We start from the raw sequence: 14963 nt of genomic DNA, 5'->3' as shown, positions 1-14963 counted from the left end.
CGGCTACTGCTGCGGGGGCTGCTGCGGCGTCTGCGGCTGCTGCCAGGCGGGCGGGGGGCCGGGATGGCCGGGCTGCGGCTGGCCCTGCGGCTGGGGCTGGGCAGGGGGCTGTGCCTGGGGAGGCCCCGGCTGCTGCGGCTGACCCGGCTGGCCTTGCTGCTGCTGCGGCGGCTGCTGGCCGGGGGCGCCCTGCTGGCCGGGATACGGCTGGCCCGGGTGCGGGGGCTGCTGCGGCTGGGGCTGCGCGGGCGGCATGCCCTGCGGGGGAGCGCCGTACGGGGGCTGCCCGTGCGGCGGCTGGCCCGGCTGGGCCGGGTAGGGCTGGGCGGGGTGCGGCCGGCCCGGCTGCGGCTGTCCCTGCTGGGGCGGGTAGGGCGCCGGCGGCTGCTGCGCCGGGTACGGCTGCTGGCCCGGCACGCCCGGCCGGCCGGGGTAGGGCTGGCCCGGGGCGCCCGGCTGGCCCGGCATCGGCGGGGCCATCGTCGGCGGCTGGTGACCGTCCGCCTGCGTCCACAACCCCTGCTGCTGCTGAGCGCGTACGAAGTCCTCGGCGACCATCGCGGAGAGGTTGAAGTACGCCTCCCGCACCTTGGGCCGCATCATGTCGAGGTCCACCTCGGCACCGGCCGACAGATGCTCGTCGAACGGCACCACGACGACCCCGCGGCAGCGCGTCTCGAAGTGGCTGACGATGTCCTCGACCTTGATCATCTTGCCGGTCTCGCGGACCCCGGAGATGACCGTGATCGAGCGCGAGACGAGGTCCGCGTACCCGTGCGCGGAGAGCCAGTCGAGCGTGGTGCTCGCGCTGGACGCGCCGTCGACCGAGGGCGTCGAGATGATGATGAGCTGGTCGGCGAGGTCGAGCACACCGCGCATCGCCGAGTACAGCAGTCCCGTACCGGAGTCCGTGAGGATGATCGGGTACTGCTTGCCGAGCACCTCGATCGCGCTGCGGTAGTCCGCGTCGTTGAACGTCGTGGAGACCGCCGGGTCCACGTCGTTGGCGATGATCTCCAGGCCGGACGGCGCCTGCGAGGTGAACCGGCGGATGTCCATGTACGAGTGCAGATGCGGGATCGCCTGCACGAGATCGCGGATCGTCGCACCCGTCTCGCGGCGCACCCGGCGGCCGAGCGTGCCCGCGTCCGGGTTGGCGTCGATGGCGAGGATCTTGTCCTGCCGCTCGGTGGCGAGCGTCGCGCCCAGGGCCGTCGTGGTCGTCGTCTTGCCGACACCGCCCTTGAGGCTGATGACCGCGATGCGGTAGCAGGAGAGCACGGGCGTGCGGATCAGTTCCAGCTTGCGCTGCCGCTCGGCCTCTTCCTTCTTCCCGCCGAGCTTGAACCGGCCGCCCGCGCCCGGGCCCTTGCTCTTGGCCTTCTGCTTCTTGTTGTTGAGCAGGCGGTCCGAGGACAGCTCCACGGCCGCCGTGTAGCCGAGCGGGGCGCCGCCGACGTTCGTGGGCTGGCGCTGGTCGTGCTGCACGGGCTGCGGCCAGGCGGCACCCGAGCGGGGGTCGGCGGGGGCCTGGTGCTGCGGGGCCTGCGGCTGCGGCTGCGGGGGCTGAGCCTGCGGGTTCTGGGCCTGCGGGTTCTGGGCCTGCGGGGGCGGGAAGCCGTAACCGGCGCCGGCCTCCTGCGGGGGCAGCGGCTGCGGCTGGGTCTGCGGTTGGGGGTACGGCTGCTGCTGCGGGAAGCCGTAACCCGCCTGCGCGGCGGGGGCGTCCGGCGCGGGGGGCTGCGCCTGCGGCTGCGGCTGCTGGTGGGGGAAGCCGTATCCGCCCTGGGCCTGCGGCTGGGGCGGCTGGGGCTGCGCCTGCTGCTGAGGGAAGCCGTATCCGCTCTGCGGCTGGGCCGGGGGCTGCGCGGGCCAGCCCGGCTGCGGCTGCGGCGCGCTCTGCGGTGGCTGCGGAGCGGGGGGCGCCTGCGGCGCGGGCTGCTGCTGGTCCGGCGCGGGGGCTCCCCACTGCTGCGCGGTCTCCGGCGCGGCCGGCTGGTACTGCGGCGGCAGCGGCGGCAGGCCCGTCTGCGGCGCGGGCGGCGGAGGCGTCCACCCGGCGGGGGCCGCGGACTGCGGTACGTCGGCGGAGGGCGCCGGGGCGGGCGCGGGAGCCGGGACGGGGACGGCCGGCGGCTCGGCGGGGGCCTCGGCGGGTGCTTCGGCGGAGGCGGTCTCGGGGGTGGCCTGCGGGGCGTGCGGCTCGTCCGGCGCGGGGGACGCGCTGCCCTCCGGGTCCGCGCCCGCGTCGGAGGCAGTACCCGTACCGGAGGCAGTGCCCGTACCGGCGACGGAGTCCGTGTCGGTGCCGGACGCGGCGGGGGAGGCCGAGGCGTCCGGGGCCACGGCGTCCGGCAGCGCGAAGTCCGCGGACGCCTCGGCGGGCGCGGCCGCGCCGGACGTACCGTCGCCCGACACCTCGCCCCGGGCGTCGGCGGAGGAGTCGGCGTCGCGCTCGCCTTCTCCCCGCCCGTCCCCGGAGTCACCGGCGGGACCGGAATCACCGGAGTCCGTGGAGGCACCGGCGTCACGGGCGTCGCCGGCGCTGTCCGTCTGGTCGTCGGAGGCCGCGGCCCCCTTCGAGTCGGGGCCCCCGAGGGCGTCGGAGTCGCCGGAAGCGGAAGGCGTGCCCTCGTCCTTCTTCTCCTCGCCGAGCGCCGCCAGCTCCGCGAACTCCCGCTTCAGCGAGGCCGCCGAGAACTTCATCGTCGCCCCGCTCTCCAGGTCCCCGCTGCCCGCGCCCGACTCGGGGGCGAGCGGCGCGGCCGGCGCCGGGGCCGGGGCCGGGGGAGCGGGCGGCGGCGGGGTGGGCGCGGCCGGTTCGGGCGTGCCGCCCGTCGCCGCCGCGTTCTGCGTGTACCAGGCCGGAGGGGCGTAGTCGATGGTGAACTCGCCCGTCATCTCGACACTGGACTCCGCGTCGGACTGATCATCGACGGGTGAGTCCCAGCCCCCGCGGATACCGTCGCGATCGCTGTTCACAATGCCTCCTGGTGTGGTCGAGCACCCTCGTGCCGTGCTGGGGGGCGACCGTTCCTGTCGTCGATCCGCCGCGCTTCTCGTTCTCCCCCTGGGACGCGTCCGCAAAGTCCTGCCCCGCGCGCATGCGACACGTCCTGCCCCAGCCTAATCACGAAAAGCGCGGCCACGGCAGGCCCGCCCGCCCCCGGCCTCGCGCGCACCCCGTCACGGGGCGCTCAGGAGCGTACGAAGACGAAAGACACGTACACCAAAACGTGACGCGGACCGCCCGGACCGGGGTGGAAAATGTCCGAATCGGGGCTGAAAAGGCCGGAGTTCACCCGGGCCGGGTCAGTCCATCCGGCGTGCCGTTCCCAACAATCCGGTCTCGGCGTCCGTCGCCTGCGTCATCACGTACTGCCGGTCGCGGTCGGTGATCCACAGTGTCACGCCGTCGGCGAGCGTCGGCAGCGACTCGTACTCCGCGCGCGGCAGGCCGAGGACGCGGCCGATCTCCGCCGCCTCGTCCGGCGACACCCGCTGCACGCCCACCAGCCGCGCCTGCCGCATCAACCGGGGCGCGACCGGGCTCAGATACGGCAGCAGCGTGAGGACCGACTGCCAGGGCGCCGACGCGACCCGGCCGCGCGGCGGACGCATGCCGCAGTCGCGGATGACGAGCACCGGACCGCCGGCCGAGGCGCCCTGCGGCGGCACCCGGCCCACGTCGTGCACGGTCATCCCGGACTGGCCGCCGCCGACCGCCTGCACGAGCTGCGCCCAGTGCGGCGCGCGGCCCGTCTCCACCGCGACCCGCGCGCCCGTCGCCGCCGCCCGCAGCGCGAGTACCTGCGCCGTCCACAGTCCGCCGATGAGCACGATGTCGTACGGGGTGGGCCGGTTGATGCCCATGACCGCCGGCTGGTTCTCCGCGTCGACGCCGACGACCACGCCGTCGTCGCCGATGGGCAGCGCCAGCGCGTCGAGCTGCTCGGGCGGCAGCGAGTGGCGGGAGTGGCGCGGGCCGAGCAGGCCGAAGCCGGTGCGCAGCCGCTCGCCGAGGTCGGGCAGCGGGGGAGTGATGGCCATCAGCGGGCACCTCCGAGCGGCAACGTGGCGAGAACGCCCGGCAGTTGCTCACGGTCGAGGCGGACAAGGGCGGTACGCGCCTCGCGCGCGGTGCGCTCCAGATCGCGGCGCGCCGACGTCAGCTCGGAGTCGCTGCGGCCCGTGATGCGCAGGTGACCGGCGAGCGTCACGTCCTGCTGGTCGCCGGGGGACAGGGTGAGGCTGAACGTCGTCGCCAGCGCGGGCACGGTCGTCAGCCGCGCCACGAGCTGCGGCAACTGGATGGTGTCCGGGCCCAGTTGGGGCCAGCGGCGCACCCAGTACGTGGTGTGGCGGCGGTTGTCGCAGCGCCAACTGCGGCTCGACTCCTCGGTCCTGCGCTGCGGGGCCTCGCTGCGGCCGGCCTGCGCGGTCACCATCGGGTTCGCGCACGCCGAGGTGGCGACGGCCGCGACCAGCTCCTCCTCGGTCAGCACGCTCGCCCGCAGCCCCGCGCCGGCCAGCCGGCTCGACAGATGCTCGGCGACCCGCGCCAGCGCCTTCTGCGCGCCGATCACGCCACCGCCGCGCGCGGCGACCGCCTCCGGGCACAGCTCGGGGTCCAGCTTCAGCGCGATCCACGTGATCCGTACGGCGGGGGAACCCGTCTGGGCCTGCAACGGCGCGTAGTTGCTCACCGCCACCGACTGCTGCGGCAGGTGCAGCGCGGGCGCCGGCTGGGTGTGCAGCACGATCTGTGCCGACTCCAGGCGGATGCCGTCCACCTCCAGCGCGTCCCGCACCAGGGCGACCGGCAGCGGGCGGCGGCTCCGCTCGGCGCGCAGCGCGGTCGCGTCCGACTCGACCTGGAGCACGGCCGTCAGGAAACCGCCGTCGCCGACCATGCCGATGGGCCGCTGGTCGCGCTCGTCACCGCGGTTGTGGCTGTACGTGCGCAGGCTCGGGTCGCACTCGACGGCGGGCGCGAGCCCCGGCTCCGTGCCCGGCGGCACCGGCGTGCCCGCGGCGGCCCTGCGGCGGGCGCGCAGCGCGAGGACCGTCCCGAGCCACTCCGGCAGGGAGCGCCCCCGGCGCCGTACGAGCGCGAGCAGCAGCAGGATCGCGGCGACGCAGCCCGCCGCGATCAGCGCGACCGTGCCGATCACCCAGCCGACCAGGACCAGCGCGGCGGCCGCCTCGATCAGCACCAGGCGCTGCGAACGGAAAGAACCGCCCCGGCCCGAACGGGATTTCAGATGCGGAGTCACCGGCCCGCGATAAGGCTCCGCATTTCGCGCCGGGTCACCCGAATCACGTGAACGGCGGCCACGGGACGTACGGGAATCGGCAGCAGAAGTGTGTGACATATGTGAAGGAGAAGTGGTCGTCCGCGGTGAACCCTGCCCCGGGCGCTCACCCGATCGTGATCTCGATTGCGAACGCGATCGAGCGCGCGTTGCGGAAGCCATCACTCCAAACCCCCCGAACTCTCCCGAAATCCCGTACGCAAAGGCTCCTCGTGAGGCCCACCGGCCTCCGGGAAGCCTAGGCACCCTACCCGTGCCACATGCGCAACGCCGTAACAGGCATAGTAGGGGCCGGGTCCGACAGTCACGGTCGGCCGAAGTCGGGGGAATTCAGCCCCAAGGCTCCGCACGGGGAGAGAGCGGACACAGATGGCATCACGGCGGGACGAACTCAACGCCTATACCTTCGCCAAGCGCCGCACGCTGGCGTCCTTCCTGCAGCCCTCGCCGTCGGGCTCCGAGGAGGGCGCGCCGAGGCCGTTGCGCGCGGTGCTGCCCGGCACCATCGTCGGCGTGGTCATCCTGGCGGTCTTCGGAGCCGTCGGCATGTTCAAGCCGACCGCCCCCAAGGGGTGGAAGGAGCCGTACGCGAACGTCATCGTCGCCAGCAAGTCCACCACCCGTTACGTGATCATGCAGACGGGCAAGAAGAAGCAGGCGCAGCTCCACCCCGTGCTCAACATGGCCTCCGCCAAACTCCTGCTCGGCGACGGCAAGCAGAACAACGTGATGACCGTCGAGGAGTCCGTCCTCGACAGCGGCAAGATCCCGCACGGCGTCACCGTCGGCATCCCCTACGCCCCCGACCGGCTGCCCAGCCCCGCCGAGGCCGGCGCGCAGAAGCGCTGGATGGTGTGCGAACGGCCCACCAGCGGCGGCGAGGTGCAGCAGGCCGCGTTCGTCCTCGGCAAGGACGACCGCGAGCGCAGCGACAGCCGCGACCGCCTCGCCGGCGGCGAGCTGATGTACGTCGTCTCCGACGACAAGGCCCGCACCGAGTTCGTCGTCGACGCGCGCGGCACCAAGTACAAGCTGACCGCGTCCGACAGCGCCCAGAAGCAGCAACTCCTGCGCGCCCTCGACGCGTTCGGCCGCACCCCGCAGAAGGTCTCCGGCCAGTGGCTCGCCACCCTGCACGACGGCACGCCGATCTCCTTCCCGACCGTCGGCGGCACCCCGGGCGCGGGCTCCGACAACAACGCCTCGCTGAACCCGGCGGACAACAAGGTCGGCAAGGTCCTCGTCACCAAGAGCGCCACCGGTCAGGTCCAGTACTACGTCGTCCAGCCGCGCGGCATCGCCACGGTCTCCCCGTTCACCGCCCAACTCCTGCTCGCCAGCCGCGACTTGTCCCGGGTGAACCCCAACAGCGAGGCCCAGAAGGTCGCGCTCGGGCAGGTCGTCACCGACGGCCAGTTCGCCGCCGACAAGAGCTGGCCGACCCAGCAGGCCAAGACCGTCAACGACGCCTCCCTCAGCTCCCACGGCCGCAACGTCATCTGCAACACCCTGCGCGGCGTCGGCGCCCGCAACACCACCACCCTGAGCACCTGGGCCGGCGACGACTTCCCCGTCGCCCTCGCCACCGGCTCCTCCAGCACCTACGTCACCCCCGGCTCCGGCCAGCTCTACCGCCAGGTCCAGGGCACCGACGACTCCGGCGGCGTCTTCCTCGTCACCGACACGGGCCTGCGCTACGCCCTGCAGTCCAACAGCGACGGCGACGCGGAGAACAAGGGCGTCGGCATGTCGAAGAAGCGGCAGAAGGAACTGCTCCAGGAAGCCCGCATCGCGCAGACCCGCCTCGGCTACGAGAACACCCGGACCACGGACGTCCCGCTGGAGTGGTCCAAGTTCCTGCCCACCGGCCCGCGCCTGTCCACGGGCGCCGCCAGCCAGCCGCAGGGCTCCTAGACGTACACGGGGGACCTCTTCACATGCGACACCTGCGACTCGTACGGCATCACGTACGACCCGTGCAACCCGTACGACGCGTACGACACGTGCGCCCCGGCCGCCGCGCGGCGCTCGTGCTCACCGCCACCGCCCTGACGGCGACGGCGACCCTCACCACCACGCTCGCCCTGCCCGCGCAGCGCGCCGCCGCGGCCGATCAGTGCGAGTTCGGCAAGACCACGTACAAGGGCCGCCCCTGGCCCCTGCAGCGCGTCAACCTCGACGAGCTGTGGCAGGAGGCCACCGGCAAGGGCGTGCGCGTCGCCGTCATCGACACCGGCGTCGCCGTCGACAATCCGCAGCTCAAGGACGCCGTCGACGCCAAGAGCGGCCTCAACCTGCTGCCCAAGAAGACGAAGAAGGGCGAGAAGGTCGCCGACTGGGGCAACGCCTCGGGCACCACCGACACCGTCGGCCACGGCACCCGCGTCGCCGGCATCATCGCCGCCCGCAAGGGCCCGGGCACCGGCTTCCAGGGCATCGCGCCGGACGCCACGATCATCCCCGTCAAGCAGAACGACGCCGAGGGCACCGGCACCGCCGACACCCTCGCCCGCGCCATCGACCACGCCGTCGCCCAGAAGGCCGGCGTCATCAACATCTCGCAGGACACCTCCAACGCGGCCAAGCCCACCCCGCGCCTGCAACAAGCGGTGAACGCGGCGCTCGCCCACGGGACCGTCGTCGTCGCCTCCGCCGGCAACGACGGCCTGGGCGGCAAGGCGGGCCGCACCTACCCCGCGTCCTACTCGGGCGTCCTCGCCGTCGCCGCCTCCGACCGCAACAACGAACGCGCCGCGTTCTCCCAGGCCGGCGACTGGGTCGGCGTCGCGGCACCCGGCGTCGACATGGTCTCCACCGTCCCCCAGGGCGGCCAGTGCTCCGACAACGGCACCAGCTTCTCCGCCCCGTACGTGGCCGGGGTCGCCGCCCTCATCAAGCAGAAGCACGGCGACTGGAGCCCCGCGCAGATCGTCGCCCAGATCGAACAGACCGCGGAGCGCTCCGTCCCCGGCAAGGACCCGTACGTCGGCTGGGGTGTCGTCGACCCCGTCGCGGCGCTCACCCAGGACGAGCACCCGGTCTCCTCGCCCTCCCCGCACGAGGCGGGCACCCACGCGGAGGCCCCCTCGGTCCGCCCCGTCCACTTCGGCGAGACCGCCGCCGAACGCAACACCCGCCTCGGCACGTACGCCGCCCTCGGCGCGCTCATCCTGGTCCTGGCCCTGACGGGAACGGCGGTGGCGGTCCGCGACGCGCGGCGACGCAGGGCGGGGTGAGGGGTTGTTCCGGCGGTGTGGTGAAGGGTGGGTGTGGGCCGGTCCCGGGGCCCCGTCCCGGTGATATTTTTCCGGGGCGCTTGAGGCCCCTGTGACGGGAGCGGCGCCCATCCGGCCAGAAGAACATCCACGGGGGATCGTGTCGTGACCGCTGATCTCGGGGTAGGCCCCGGCGTCCTGAAGCAGGGCGGCAAGGACCTCGTCGGCATCCTCAAGCCCGTCAAGAAAGTCGACCTGGGCGACGAGGCGGACCTGGCGACCAAGCTCGGCAACGACGACGCCTCCGCCGCCCTCATGACGTTCTGCGCGACCTGGGAGGCCGGCGCGGAGTTCCTTGCCGACTGCGCGGCCACGCTCGCCGAGAGCCTGGAGAAGGCCGATGGTGACTACGACGACACCGACCAGGCCATCCGCGGCGCCGTGAAGTCGGTCAAGACGGCCCTGTCCTGACCGGCGCCGGCCCGACAGCCGGCGCGCAGCACAGCCCAGGCAGCATCCACGAACGGGGACCCCGCACTCATGTCAGGCACGCTCGGCTCGACCGACGACCCCAAGGACCTCGTCCCGGGAGAGCCCGGCAAGCTCGGCGAGATCGAGACCGCGTTCACGAAGTGGTCGCAGACGTTCGAGAAGATCGGCGACGGGCTGCGCGACCTGCGCATCAACGGCTGGGTCGGGCAGGCGAGCGACGCGTTCTGGCCCACCCTCGCCAAGGAGAAGGTCAACTGGTACCTCGCCGGCGACGCCATGTCCGGCGCCGCCAAGGCCGTCCACTCCTACGCCTCCACGCTCACCTGGGCGCAGGGCCAGGCCAGGACCGCGATCAGCACGTGGAAGTCCGGAGACCACGACGGCGCCGAGGAGACCCTCAAGAGCGCCCGCAAGCAGCTCAAGGACGAGGCCGACAAACTCGCCAAGAAGCTGCACGACCTCGCGGGCGACGCCAAGGACAGCCCGCCCTGGCTCGTCGGCGTCCGCACCGGCGTCGACGTGAAGAAGTGGGCCGAGGAGCACGGCGTCGGCAAGAGCGCCATCGCGCCCGAGGCGTGGGCCAAGGAGAAGCAGTCCTGGTTCGGCACCGAGGACAACCCCCGCCACCGCCAGAAGGAGTGGGGCAAGGGCGAGGACGGCAACTGGTACCTGCGCGACAAGTCCGGTGACGCCGGCGACGACGAGGGCGCCCCCGGCAAGAAGGGCGAGTGGAGCATCAAGCTCGCCGAGTGGTCCGGCAAGGCGAGCGTCTGGTCCGACGGCGTCGACGGCGACGGCAAGTGGGGCGACACCAAGTACAAGTACGCGGCCGGGGTCGCCGCCCTCGGCGTGGACGGCTCCGTCGGCGCCAGCGTCACCAACGGGCAGCTCCAGGCCGGTGTCTCCGGCACCGCCTATCTCGCCCAGGCGTCCGCCAGCGGCAGCGTCGAGTACGGCGTCGTCGGTGCCCAGGGCGAGGCCAAGGCGTTCGCCGGCGCGGACGCCTCGGCCAAGGTCAGCGCCGGCAAGGACGGCCTGCACGGCGGCGCGGAGGCGTTCGCCGGGGCCAAGGCGACCGGATCCGCCTCCGCCGACGTCGCCGGCATCGGTGCCGGTGTCAACGGCGAGGCATGGGCCGGCGTCGGCGCCGAGGCCCACGCCGACCTCGGCATGAAGGACGGCAAGTTCACCATCGGCGGCGACCTAGGCGTGGGCCTCGGCGTCGGCGGCAAGGTCGGATTCAACGTCACCGTGGACCCCAGCAAACTCGGGGACGCCCTCGACGACGGCATCGACGCCGTGGGGGACGCCTGGGACAGTACGGTCGGAAGCTGGCTCTAGCCGACATCGCGGGGCCCCGCCGAGCACATCACCGAGGGATTGGAACGCACCACCATGGCAGCCACGTTGCCGGTCAAGATCACTTTCTCGCTGCCGGACGGCTGGACCGCCGCGCCGCCCGACGAGGTCGGCGCCCCGAACGTCGCGTTCGTCGCCCTGCGCACCGGCTCCGCCGACCGCGGCTTCACCGCCAACATCACGATCTCCGGCACCATGCGCAACGACGGCGCGACCATCTCGCAGATCGCCGACGAGGCCGTCCCCCGCCTCCAGCAGGGCGGTCCCGTACGCGTCCTGAAGAAGACCGAGATCGGCACGCCCGACCTGCCCGGCCTCACCGACGCCCCGGGCATCGTCCAGAACGTCGTCCTCACCACCACCCTGCGCGGCGAGCCCGTCGAACTCTGCCAGAGCCAGGTCTTCCTCGGCATGGAAGACGTCCACAACCCGGCCCAGCGCGCGGTGCTGGAGATCGTCCTCAGCGCGACCCGGGAGCAGCTCCCGGACATGCTGGACGACTACAAGGCCTTCCTCCGCACGATCACCCCGGCGTCCGACACCCCGTGACCCTCACGCCCGCGCCCACACCTGCGCGGGCACGCGGTCGAGGACGTCGCTCAGGTACGTGAGGCGGTCCTCCAGTTGGCGGGGGCCGAGCGTGCCGGTGTACCAGGTGAAGAGCGCGTCGTCGCGGACGCGCAGCGGATGGGTGCCGGCGCGCTCGTCCGTCAGAAGGAAGGACCGTACGTCGTCGCTCAGCAGGGCGCGGGCGAACTCCTCGTCGTGCGTCGAGACGCGGAACCGCTCGTCGAACTCCGCGTCCCCGAGCAGGGTCCGCGGCCCGCGCCCCATCACACGGTCCGTCTTCCCGGCCCGCCCGATCTGCAGGAACGGCCCGGAGCCCGGCGCGGAGACCATGAACACCGACGCGTACGTCAGCTTCTTCGCCTCGCCCACCTGGCTGCTGCCCGACAGCGGATTCGTGTAGCGGTACTCGAAGCACGCGAACGCCCGCCCGCGGAACTCGCCGGTGATGTAGTGCCACGCGGTGAGGTTGTCGCCGCTGCCCGGCATGGGGCCGACACCGCAGAACTCCGTGGCCCGCCCGGGCGCCCGCCGCTCGTACGTCCAGCCGCGCGACGACGCCAGCGGCTCCAGCGCCGCCCACTCCTCCCGGATCCTCTTGTCCTCCCGGCCGCTCCGCAGGAACGCCCTGATCACCAGGGTGAACATCCCCACCACGAATGCGAACAGAAGGACCTTCACGAGGACTCCGACGAACTGCTCCATGGCCCGGATTATGTCGGACCCGTGTGCTGCTGTGAACCGCCGCCTTTGCCGCCCCGGCCCCGCCGCGCACGCGGGTGAAGATTTCTCGCGTACGACGCGAAGAGTCCATGGAGTGCCGGAATTCGCCTGCTTTCTCCGCCGTCACCGGCCCTTGTGCGTGCCCTGTGCGTCCTATCCTGAGCCCGCCGAAGGCGCCCGCCGCCCGCGTATCCCGCGTACCTTCTGCGGGCTCATCGCCTCTCCTGTCGAACCCAGCCGAACGGACCCACCATGAACAAGCGCCCCCTGCCCGCTGTCACCTGGGCCCTCACGGCCGTCGCCGCCGGGGCCCTCCTCGTCGGCTGCTCGGGCTCGGTCAGCGTGGGGAGTTCCGACCCGAAGGTGTCCAAGGAGAAGCTCTCGGACACGGTCGCGGAGCAGCTCGCCAAGACGACCGGGCAGCCCAAGCCCGACGTGACCTGCCCCGAGGACCTCGTCGGCAAGGTCGGCAACACCACGCGCTGCAAGCTCACCGCGGGCGACGGCAGCACCCTCGGCATCAACGTCAAGGTCTCCAAGGTCGACGGCAAGAACGTCAACTTCGACATCAAGGCCGACAACACCCCTTCCCCGGCCGCGAGCTGAGCGCCCCGCACCCCCTGGACAGGCGTCCGTGCCCGGCACCCGCGCCCGCCCCCGCTTCACGCGTTGCGGATGTTGAAGATGTGAACGTTCCGTGGTCATGTCCGGCGGCACGGAAGAAGGTTGTCCTTTTCGCACCAGAACCGACCGCGTTCGACACCGTGCGTGATGCTGTCTCGTAACGGAGTTAACGCAAAAGGCCGGTTGGAGCAGATGTACAGGGTGACTACAGTGGTAAACGCGAGGTAAGGCCCGACCGGCTTTGCGATCGCGCGGCGGACGGGGACGTACGAGGGGCCCGGTCCCGCCGGACGGATGTACGGGGAGAAAACGGGGAGGACGCGTCGTGATTCCGGCGGACGGCGGGGGCGTGGCGAGGGGCGCCGCGGCCGATCTCAAAGTCGGTGCGGGGGTTCTGACCACCTTCAAGCAGCGCGTGGACAAGATCCTCAAGGACTTCGAGGGCTCGGACGCCAGCGCGAAGAAGGTCGGCCACCAGACGTTCACGCAGGACGCGGTGACCAGTTCGGCGGAGTTCCACGAGGCCGTCGGCCTGCACAAGGAGTACGAGACGATCCACCAGCGGATCACCGAACTCTCCACGATGCTCGCGCTCCAGATCGAGGCCATGGGGATCGCCGCGCACGGCGCCGAGATCGGCTTCGACAACCTGGAGGAGGAGCAGCGCCGCCGCTTCTGGGCGATCCAGACCAGGATCGACCGCGAGAGCCAGGCCGCCGCCGAGCGCCGCGCCCCGCACACCGGGCAGCCTGACGCCGGACGCACGGACGACAAGCGCGTCGACGTGGAGGGGAATCTCTGATGAGCGGCGACAACCAGCAGGGCGGACAGGGCGGACAGGGCGGTCAGGGCGAACAGCCGCCGAAGCAGGAGCAGTTGCCCGCGTCGGACACCCTCGCCGCGCCGCAGGAACTGGCCGACGGTCAGGTCGCCGTGACGGACGTCGTGCAGACCCTCACCGGCGCCATGCACCACGCGTTCGGCTTCGGCTCCACCCGCGCCTACCAGTACGGCACGCAGGCGTCCGACTTCGAGAACCACGACCTGAACCGCATGCTCGACCTCGTCGAGACCACCAAGCCCGCCCACCTCGAAGAGGCCGGGCACGCGCTGTGGCGCGCCACCAAGGCGATCAACGACGCGGCCGACGAACTGCGCCAGAACATCAAGAACGCCAGCGACGACTGGAAGGGCGAGGCGGGCACGTCCTTCGAGACATGGGGCACGAAGCTCGCCGGCACGACCGAACAGCTCGCCACCTTCGTGGAACTCGCGGGCGTCCAGGTCACCGCCGCGGCCGGCGGCCTGGCCTCCGTCAAGAACTCCCTGCCCAAGAGCCGCGACACCCGCCCGCCGGCCGACCGCAAGCGCCCCGACCAGCTCGCCGCCGCCAAGCGCACCGAGTCCGACCCGGACTACGCCGAAGCCGTCCGCGTCGAGAAGAACCGCCAAGAGGCGATCAACCAGATGAACCGGTTGGCGTCCTTCTACTCGGTCTCGGCCCAGGGCCTGAGCAAGCTGCGGGGGCAGGAGCCGTCGTTCGAGATGATGCCGGATGTGGGCGTGCCCGCTCCCAAGCCGGACTACGGCAGCGAACGCCGGTCCACCGAGCCGGGAGGCGGCGCCACCCACGACCCGGGCACGACCGCTCCGCACGTGGCCGGTCCCGCCGCTCACCACGAGTCCGTCACCGGCCCGACCACGCCGTCGCACACCGCGGCCCCCGCTCCGGGCACCGCGCACACCCCGACCGTGGTTCCCGATCACCCGGTCGGCACCGAGATCGACAGTGTCGGCACGCTCCCGCCGCCCACCGCGACCCCGTCGCCGGTCGGTACGCCCCCGCCGGCCACGGGGACGACCGGTGGGACGCCGCCCATGGCGACGCCGTTCCCGCCCGGCTACACCGGCACCAACCCCATGACGTCCCGCGCGACCGCCCCGGGCGGCTTCGGCGGCAAGGGCGGAGCCAAAGCGCCCTACGCGCCCCAGGGACGTACGTCAGCGTCCGGCACCCCCTCCGCCACAGGCCGCGGCACCACCAACAGCCCCATGGGACGCGCGACTTCGACGGGCGGCCAGGCGACCGGCCGCGCAGGCACCACCGGCGGCCGTCCCGCGCCGATGGGCCGGGGCATCTCCGGCGGCACCCCGCGCCCGGCGTCCCCGGCGGCGGGCCGAGGCCCCCTCGCCTCCGGCGCGGGCCGGGACGGCGTGGTCGGCGGCCGCCCCAGCAACACGGCGGGCACGGCAGGCGGACGCAACGGCTCCCGTGTCCCGCGCGGCACGGTCGTCGGCGGCGAACCGGCGGGCGGCGCCCGCGGCGGCACCGGACGCGTCGGACAGCGCGGCGTGATCGGCGCCCCGACCGCCGAGACCGCCACGTCGAAGTCGGCCACGGGCGGACGGCGCGTGCAGGGCGCCTCCGAGGCCGTCACCGGCAAGCCGGCCGGCAAGAACGGGCCGGGACGCGCCGGGCGCGGCGGCTTCTCCGCGGGCGGCGCGAGCCTCGTCGGACCGCGCGGCCAGCAGGGACGCCCCGACGACGAGGAGACGGAGGGCGGCGAACGCCCCGACTACCTCGTCGAGGACCCCGAGACCCACCTGCCCGACAAGCCGCGGCGCGACGTGCCGCCCGTGATCAACTGAGCCCCCAGCGAGGACGTAC

General features: G+C 72.9%; 12 protein-coding genes. 8 read left to right on the top strand and 4 right to left on the bottom strand.

Annotation, left to right across the window (positions count from 1 at the left end):
* Positions 1-3 precede the first annotated feature (3 nt).
* From ACZ7LY_RS31160 to eccE, 3 genes are all read right to left on the bottom strand, one after another.
* On the bottom strand, positions 4-2982 hold the full coding sequence (locus ACZ7LY_RS31160; RefSeq protein WP_471628099.1) for an SCO5717 family growth-regulating ATPase: 2979 nt from the start codon (positions 2980-2982) through the stop codon (positions 4-6).
* A 330-nt stretch (positions 2983-3312) separates the two neighbouring features.
* Positions 3313-4050, bottom strand: a complete 738-nt coding sequence (locus ACZ7LY_RS31155) for a hypothetical protein (protein ID WP_471628098.1) — start codon at positions 4048-4050, stop codon at positions 3313-3315.
* Entirely contained in the window at positions 4050-5477 is a 1428-nt protein-coding gene (gene eccE / locus ACZ7LY_RS31150; RefSeq protein WP_471628097.1) for a type VII secretion protein EccE, read from the bottom strand. Before eccE ends, ACZ7LY_RS31155 begins: the two co-directional genes overlap by 1 nt.
* A gap of 207 nt (positions 5478-5684) precedes the next feature.
* Between eccE and eccB the strand changes: the two genes are divergently transcribed.
* The 5 genes from eccB (at position 5685) to ACZ7LY_RS31125 (ending at position 10930) form a co-directional block, all read left to right on the top strand.
* Entirely contained in the window at positions 5685-7229 is a 1545-nt protein-coding gene (gene eccB, locus ACZ7LY_RS31145; RefSeq protein ID WP_471628096.1) for a type VII secretion protein EccB, read from the top strand.
* Between the two features lie 23 nt (positions 7230-7252).
* Positions 7253-8551 (top strand): type VII secretion-associated serine protease mycosin, encoded by a 1299-nt coding sequence (gene mycP, locus ACZ7LY_RS31140; protein ID WP_471628095.1) that lies wholly within the window; start codon positions 7253-7255, stop codon positions 8549-8551.
* Positions 8552-8695: 144 nt separating this feature from the next.
* Positions 8696-9001, top strand: coding sequence for a hypothetical protein (locus ACZ7LY_RS31135; protein ID WP_471628094.1), 306 nt, complete (start codon positions 8696-8698; stop codon positions 8999-9001).
* A gap of 69 nt (positions 9002-9070) precedes the next feature.
* Entirely contained in the window at positions 9071-10363 is a 1293-nt protein-coding gene (locus tag ACZ7LY_RS31130) for a putative T7SS-secreted protein (protein WP_471628093.1), read from the top strand.
* Between the two features lie 54 nt (positions 10364-10417).
* Complete coding sequence (locus ACZ7LY_RS31125; protein WP_471628092.1) at positions 10418-10930, top strand: hypothetical protein; 513 nt, start codon at positions 10418-10420, stop codon at positions 10928-10930.
* A gap of 3 nt (positions 10931-10933) precedes the next feature.
* Here the strand turns inward: ACZ7LY_RS31125 and ACZ7LY_RS31120 are convergent, their stop codons facing one another.
* Positions 10934-11653 (bottom strand): hypothetical protein, encoded by a 720-nt coding sequence (locus ACZ7LY_RS31120; protein ID WP_471628091.1) that lies wholly within the window; start codon positions 11651-11653, stop codon positions 10934-10936.
* A 270-nt stretch (positions 11654-11923) separates the two neighbouring features.
* On the opposite strand from ACZ7LY_RS31120, the gene ACZ7LY_RS31115 reads away from it, so the two are divergent.
* From ACZ7LY_RS31115 to ACZ7LY_RS31105, 3 genes are all read left to right on the top strand, one after another.
* Positions 11924-12277 (top strand): DUF4333 domain-containing protein, encoded by a 354-nt coding sequence (locus ACZ7LY_RS31115; protein ID WP_471628090.1) that lies wholly within the window; start codon positions 11924-11926, stop codon positions 12275-12277.
* 343 nt (positions 12278-12620) lie between these two features.
* Positions 12621-13097: a hypothetical protein gene (locus tag ACZ7LY_RS31110; RefSeq protein ID WP_471628089.1), complete on the top strand. Its 477-nt coding sequence runs from the start codon at positions 12621-12623 to the stop codon at positions 13095-13097.
* Complete coding sequence (locus ACZ7LY_RS31105) at positions 13097-14944, top strand: hypothetical protein (protein ID WP_471628088.1); 1848 nt, start codon at positions 13097-13099, stop codon at positions 14942-14944. The genes ACZ7LY_RS31110 and ACZ7LY_RS31105 overlap by 1 nt, the downstream gene beginning before the upstream one ends.
* The last annotated feature ends 19 nt before the right edge of the window (positions 14945-14963 follow it).

Source organism: Streptomyces sp. NPDC107550 (assembly GCF_055639095.1).
The sequence above is the reverse complement of the archived record's forward strand: the minus strand, read 5'-3'. Positions and strand labels throughout refer to the sequence as shown.

What these genes read in the sequence shown, in the direction of transcription:
- ACZ7LY_RS31155 (WP_471628098.1), bottom strand. Translation starts at nt 4,050, where the DNA reads ATGGCCATCACTCCCCCGCTGCCCGACCTCGGCGAGCGGCTGCGCACC.
- eccE (WP_471628097.1), bottom strand. Translation starts at nt 5,477, where the DNA reads ATGGCTTCCGCAACGCGCGCTCGATCGCGTTCGCAATCGAGATCACGA.
- eccB (WP_471628096.1), top strand. Translation starts at nt 5,685, where the DNA reads ATGGCATCACGGCGGGACGAACTCAACGCCTATACCTTCGCCAAGCGC.
- mycP (WP_471628095.1), top strand. Translation starts at nt 7,253, where the DNA reads ATGCGACACCTGCGACTCGTACGGCATCACGTACGACCCGTGCAACCC.
- ACZ7LY_RS31130 (WP_471628093.1), top strand. Translation starts at nt 9,071, where the DNA reads ATGTCAGGCACGCTCGGCTCGACCGACGACCCCAAGGACCTCGTCCCG.
- ACZ7LY_RS31125 (WP_471628092.1), top strand. Translation starts at nt 10,418, where the DNA reads ATGGCAGCCACGTTGCCGGTCAAGATCACTTTCTCGCTGCCGGACGGC.
- ACZ7LY_RS31120 (WP_471628091.1), bottom strand. Translation starts at nt 11,653, where the DNA reads ATGGAGCAGTTCGTCGGAGTCCTCGTGAAGGTCCTTCTGTTCGCATTC.
- ACZ7LY_RS31115 (WP_471628090.1), top strand. Translation starts at nt 11,924, where the DNA reads ATGAACAAGCGCCCCCTGCCCGCTGTCACCTGGGCCCTCACGGCCGTC.
- ACZ7LY_RS31105 (WP_471628088.1), top strand. Translation starts at nt 13,097, where the DNA reads ATGAGCGGCGACAACCAGCAGGGCGGACAGGGCGGACAGGGCGGTCAG.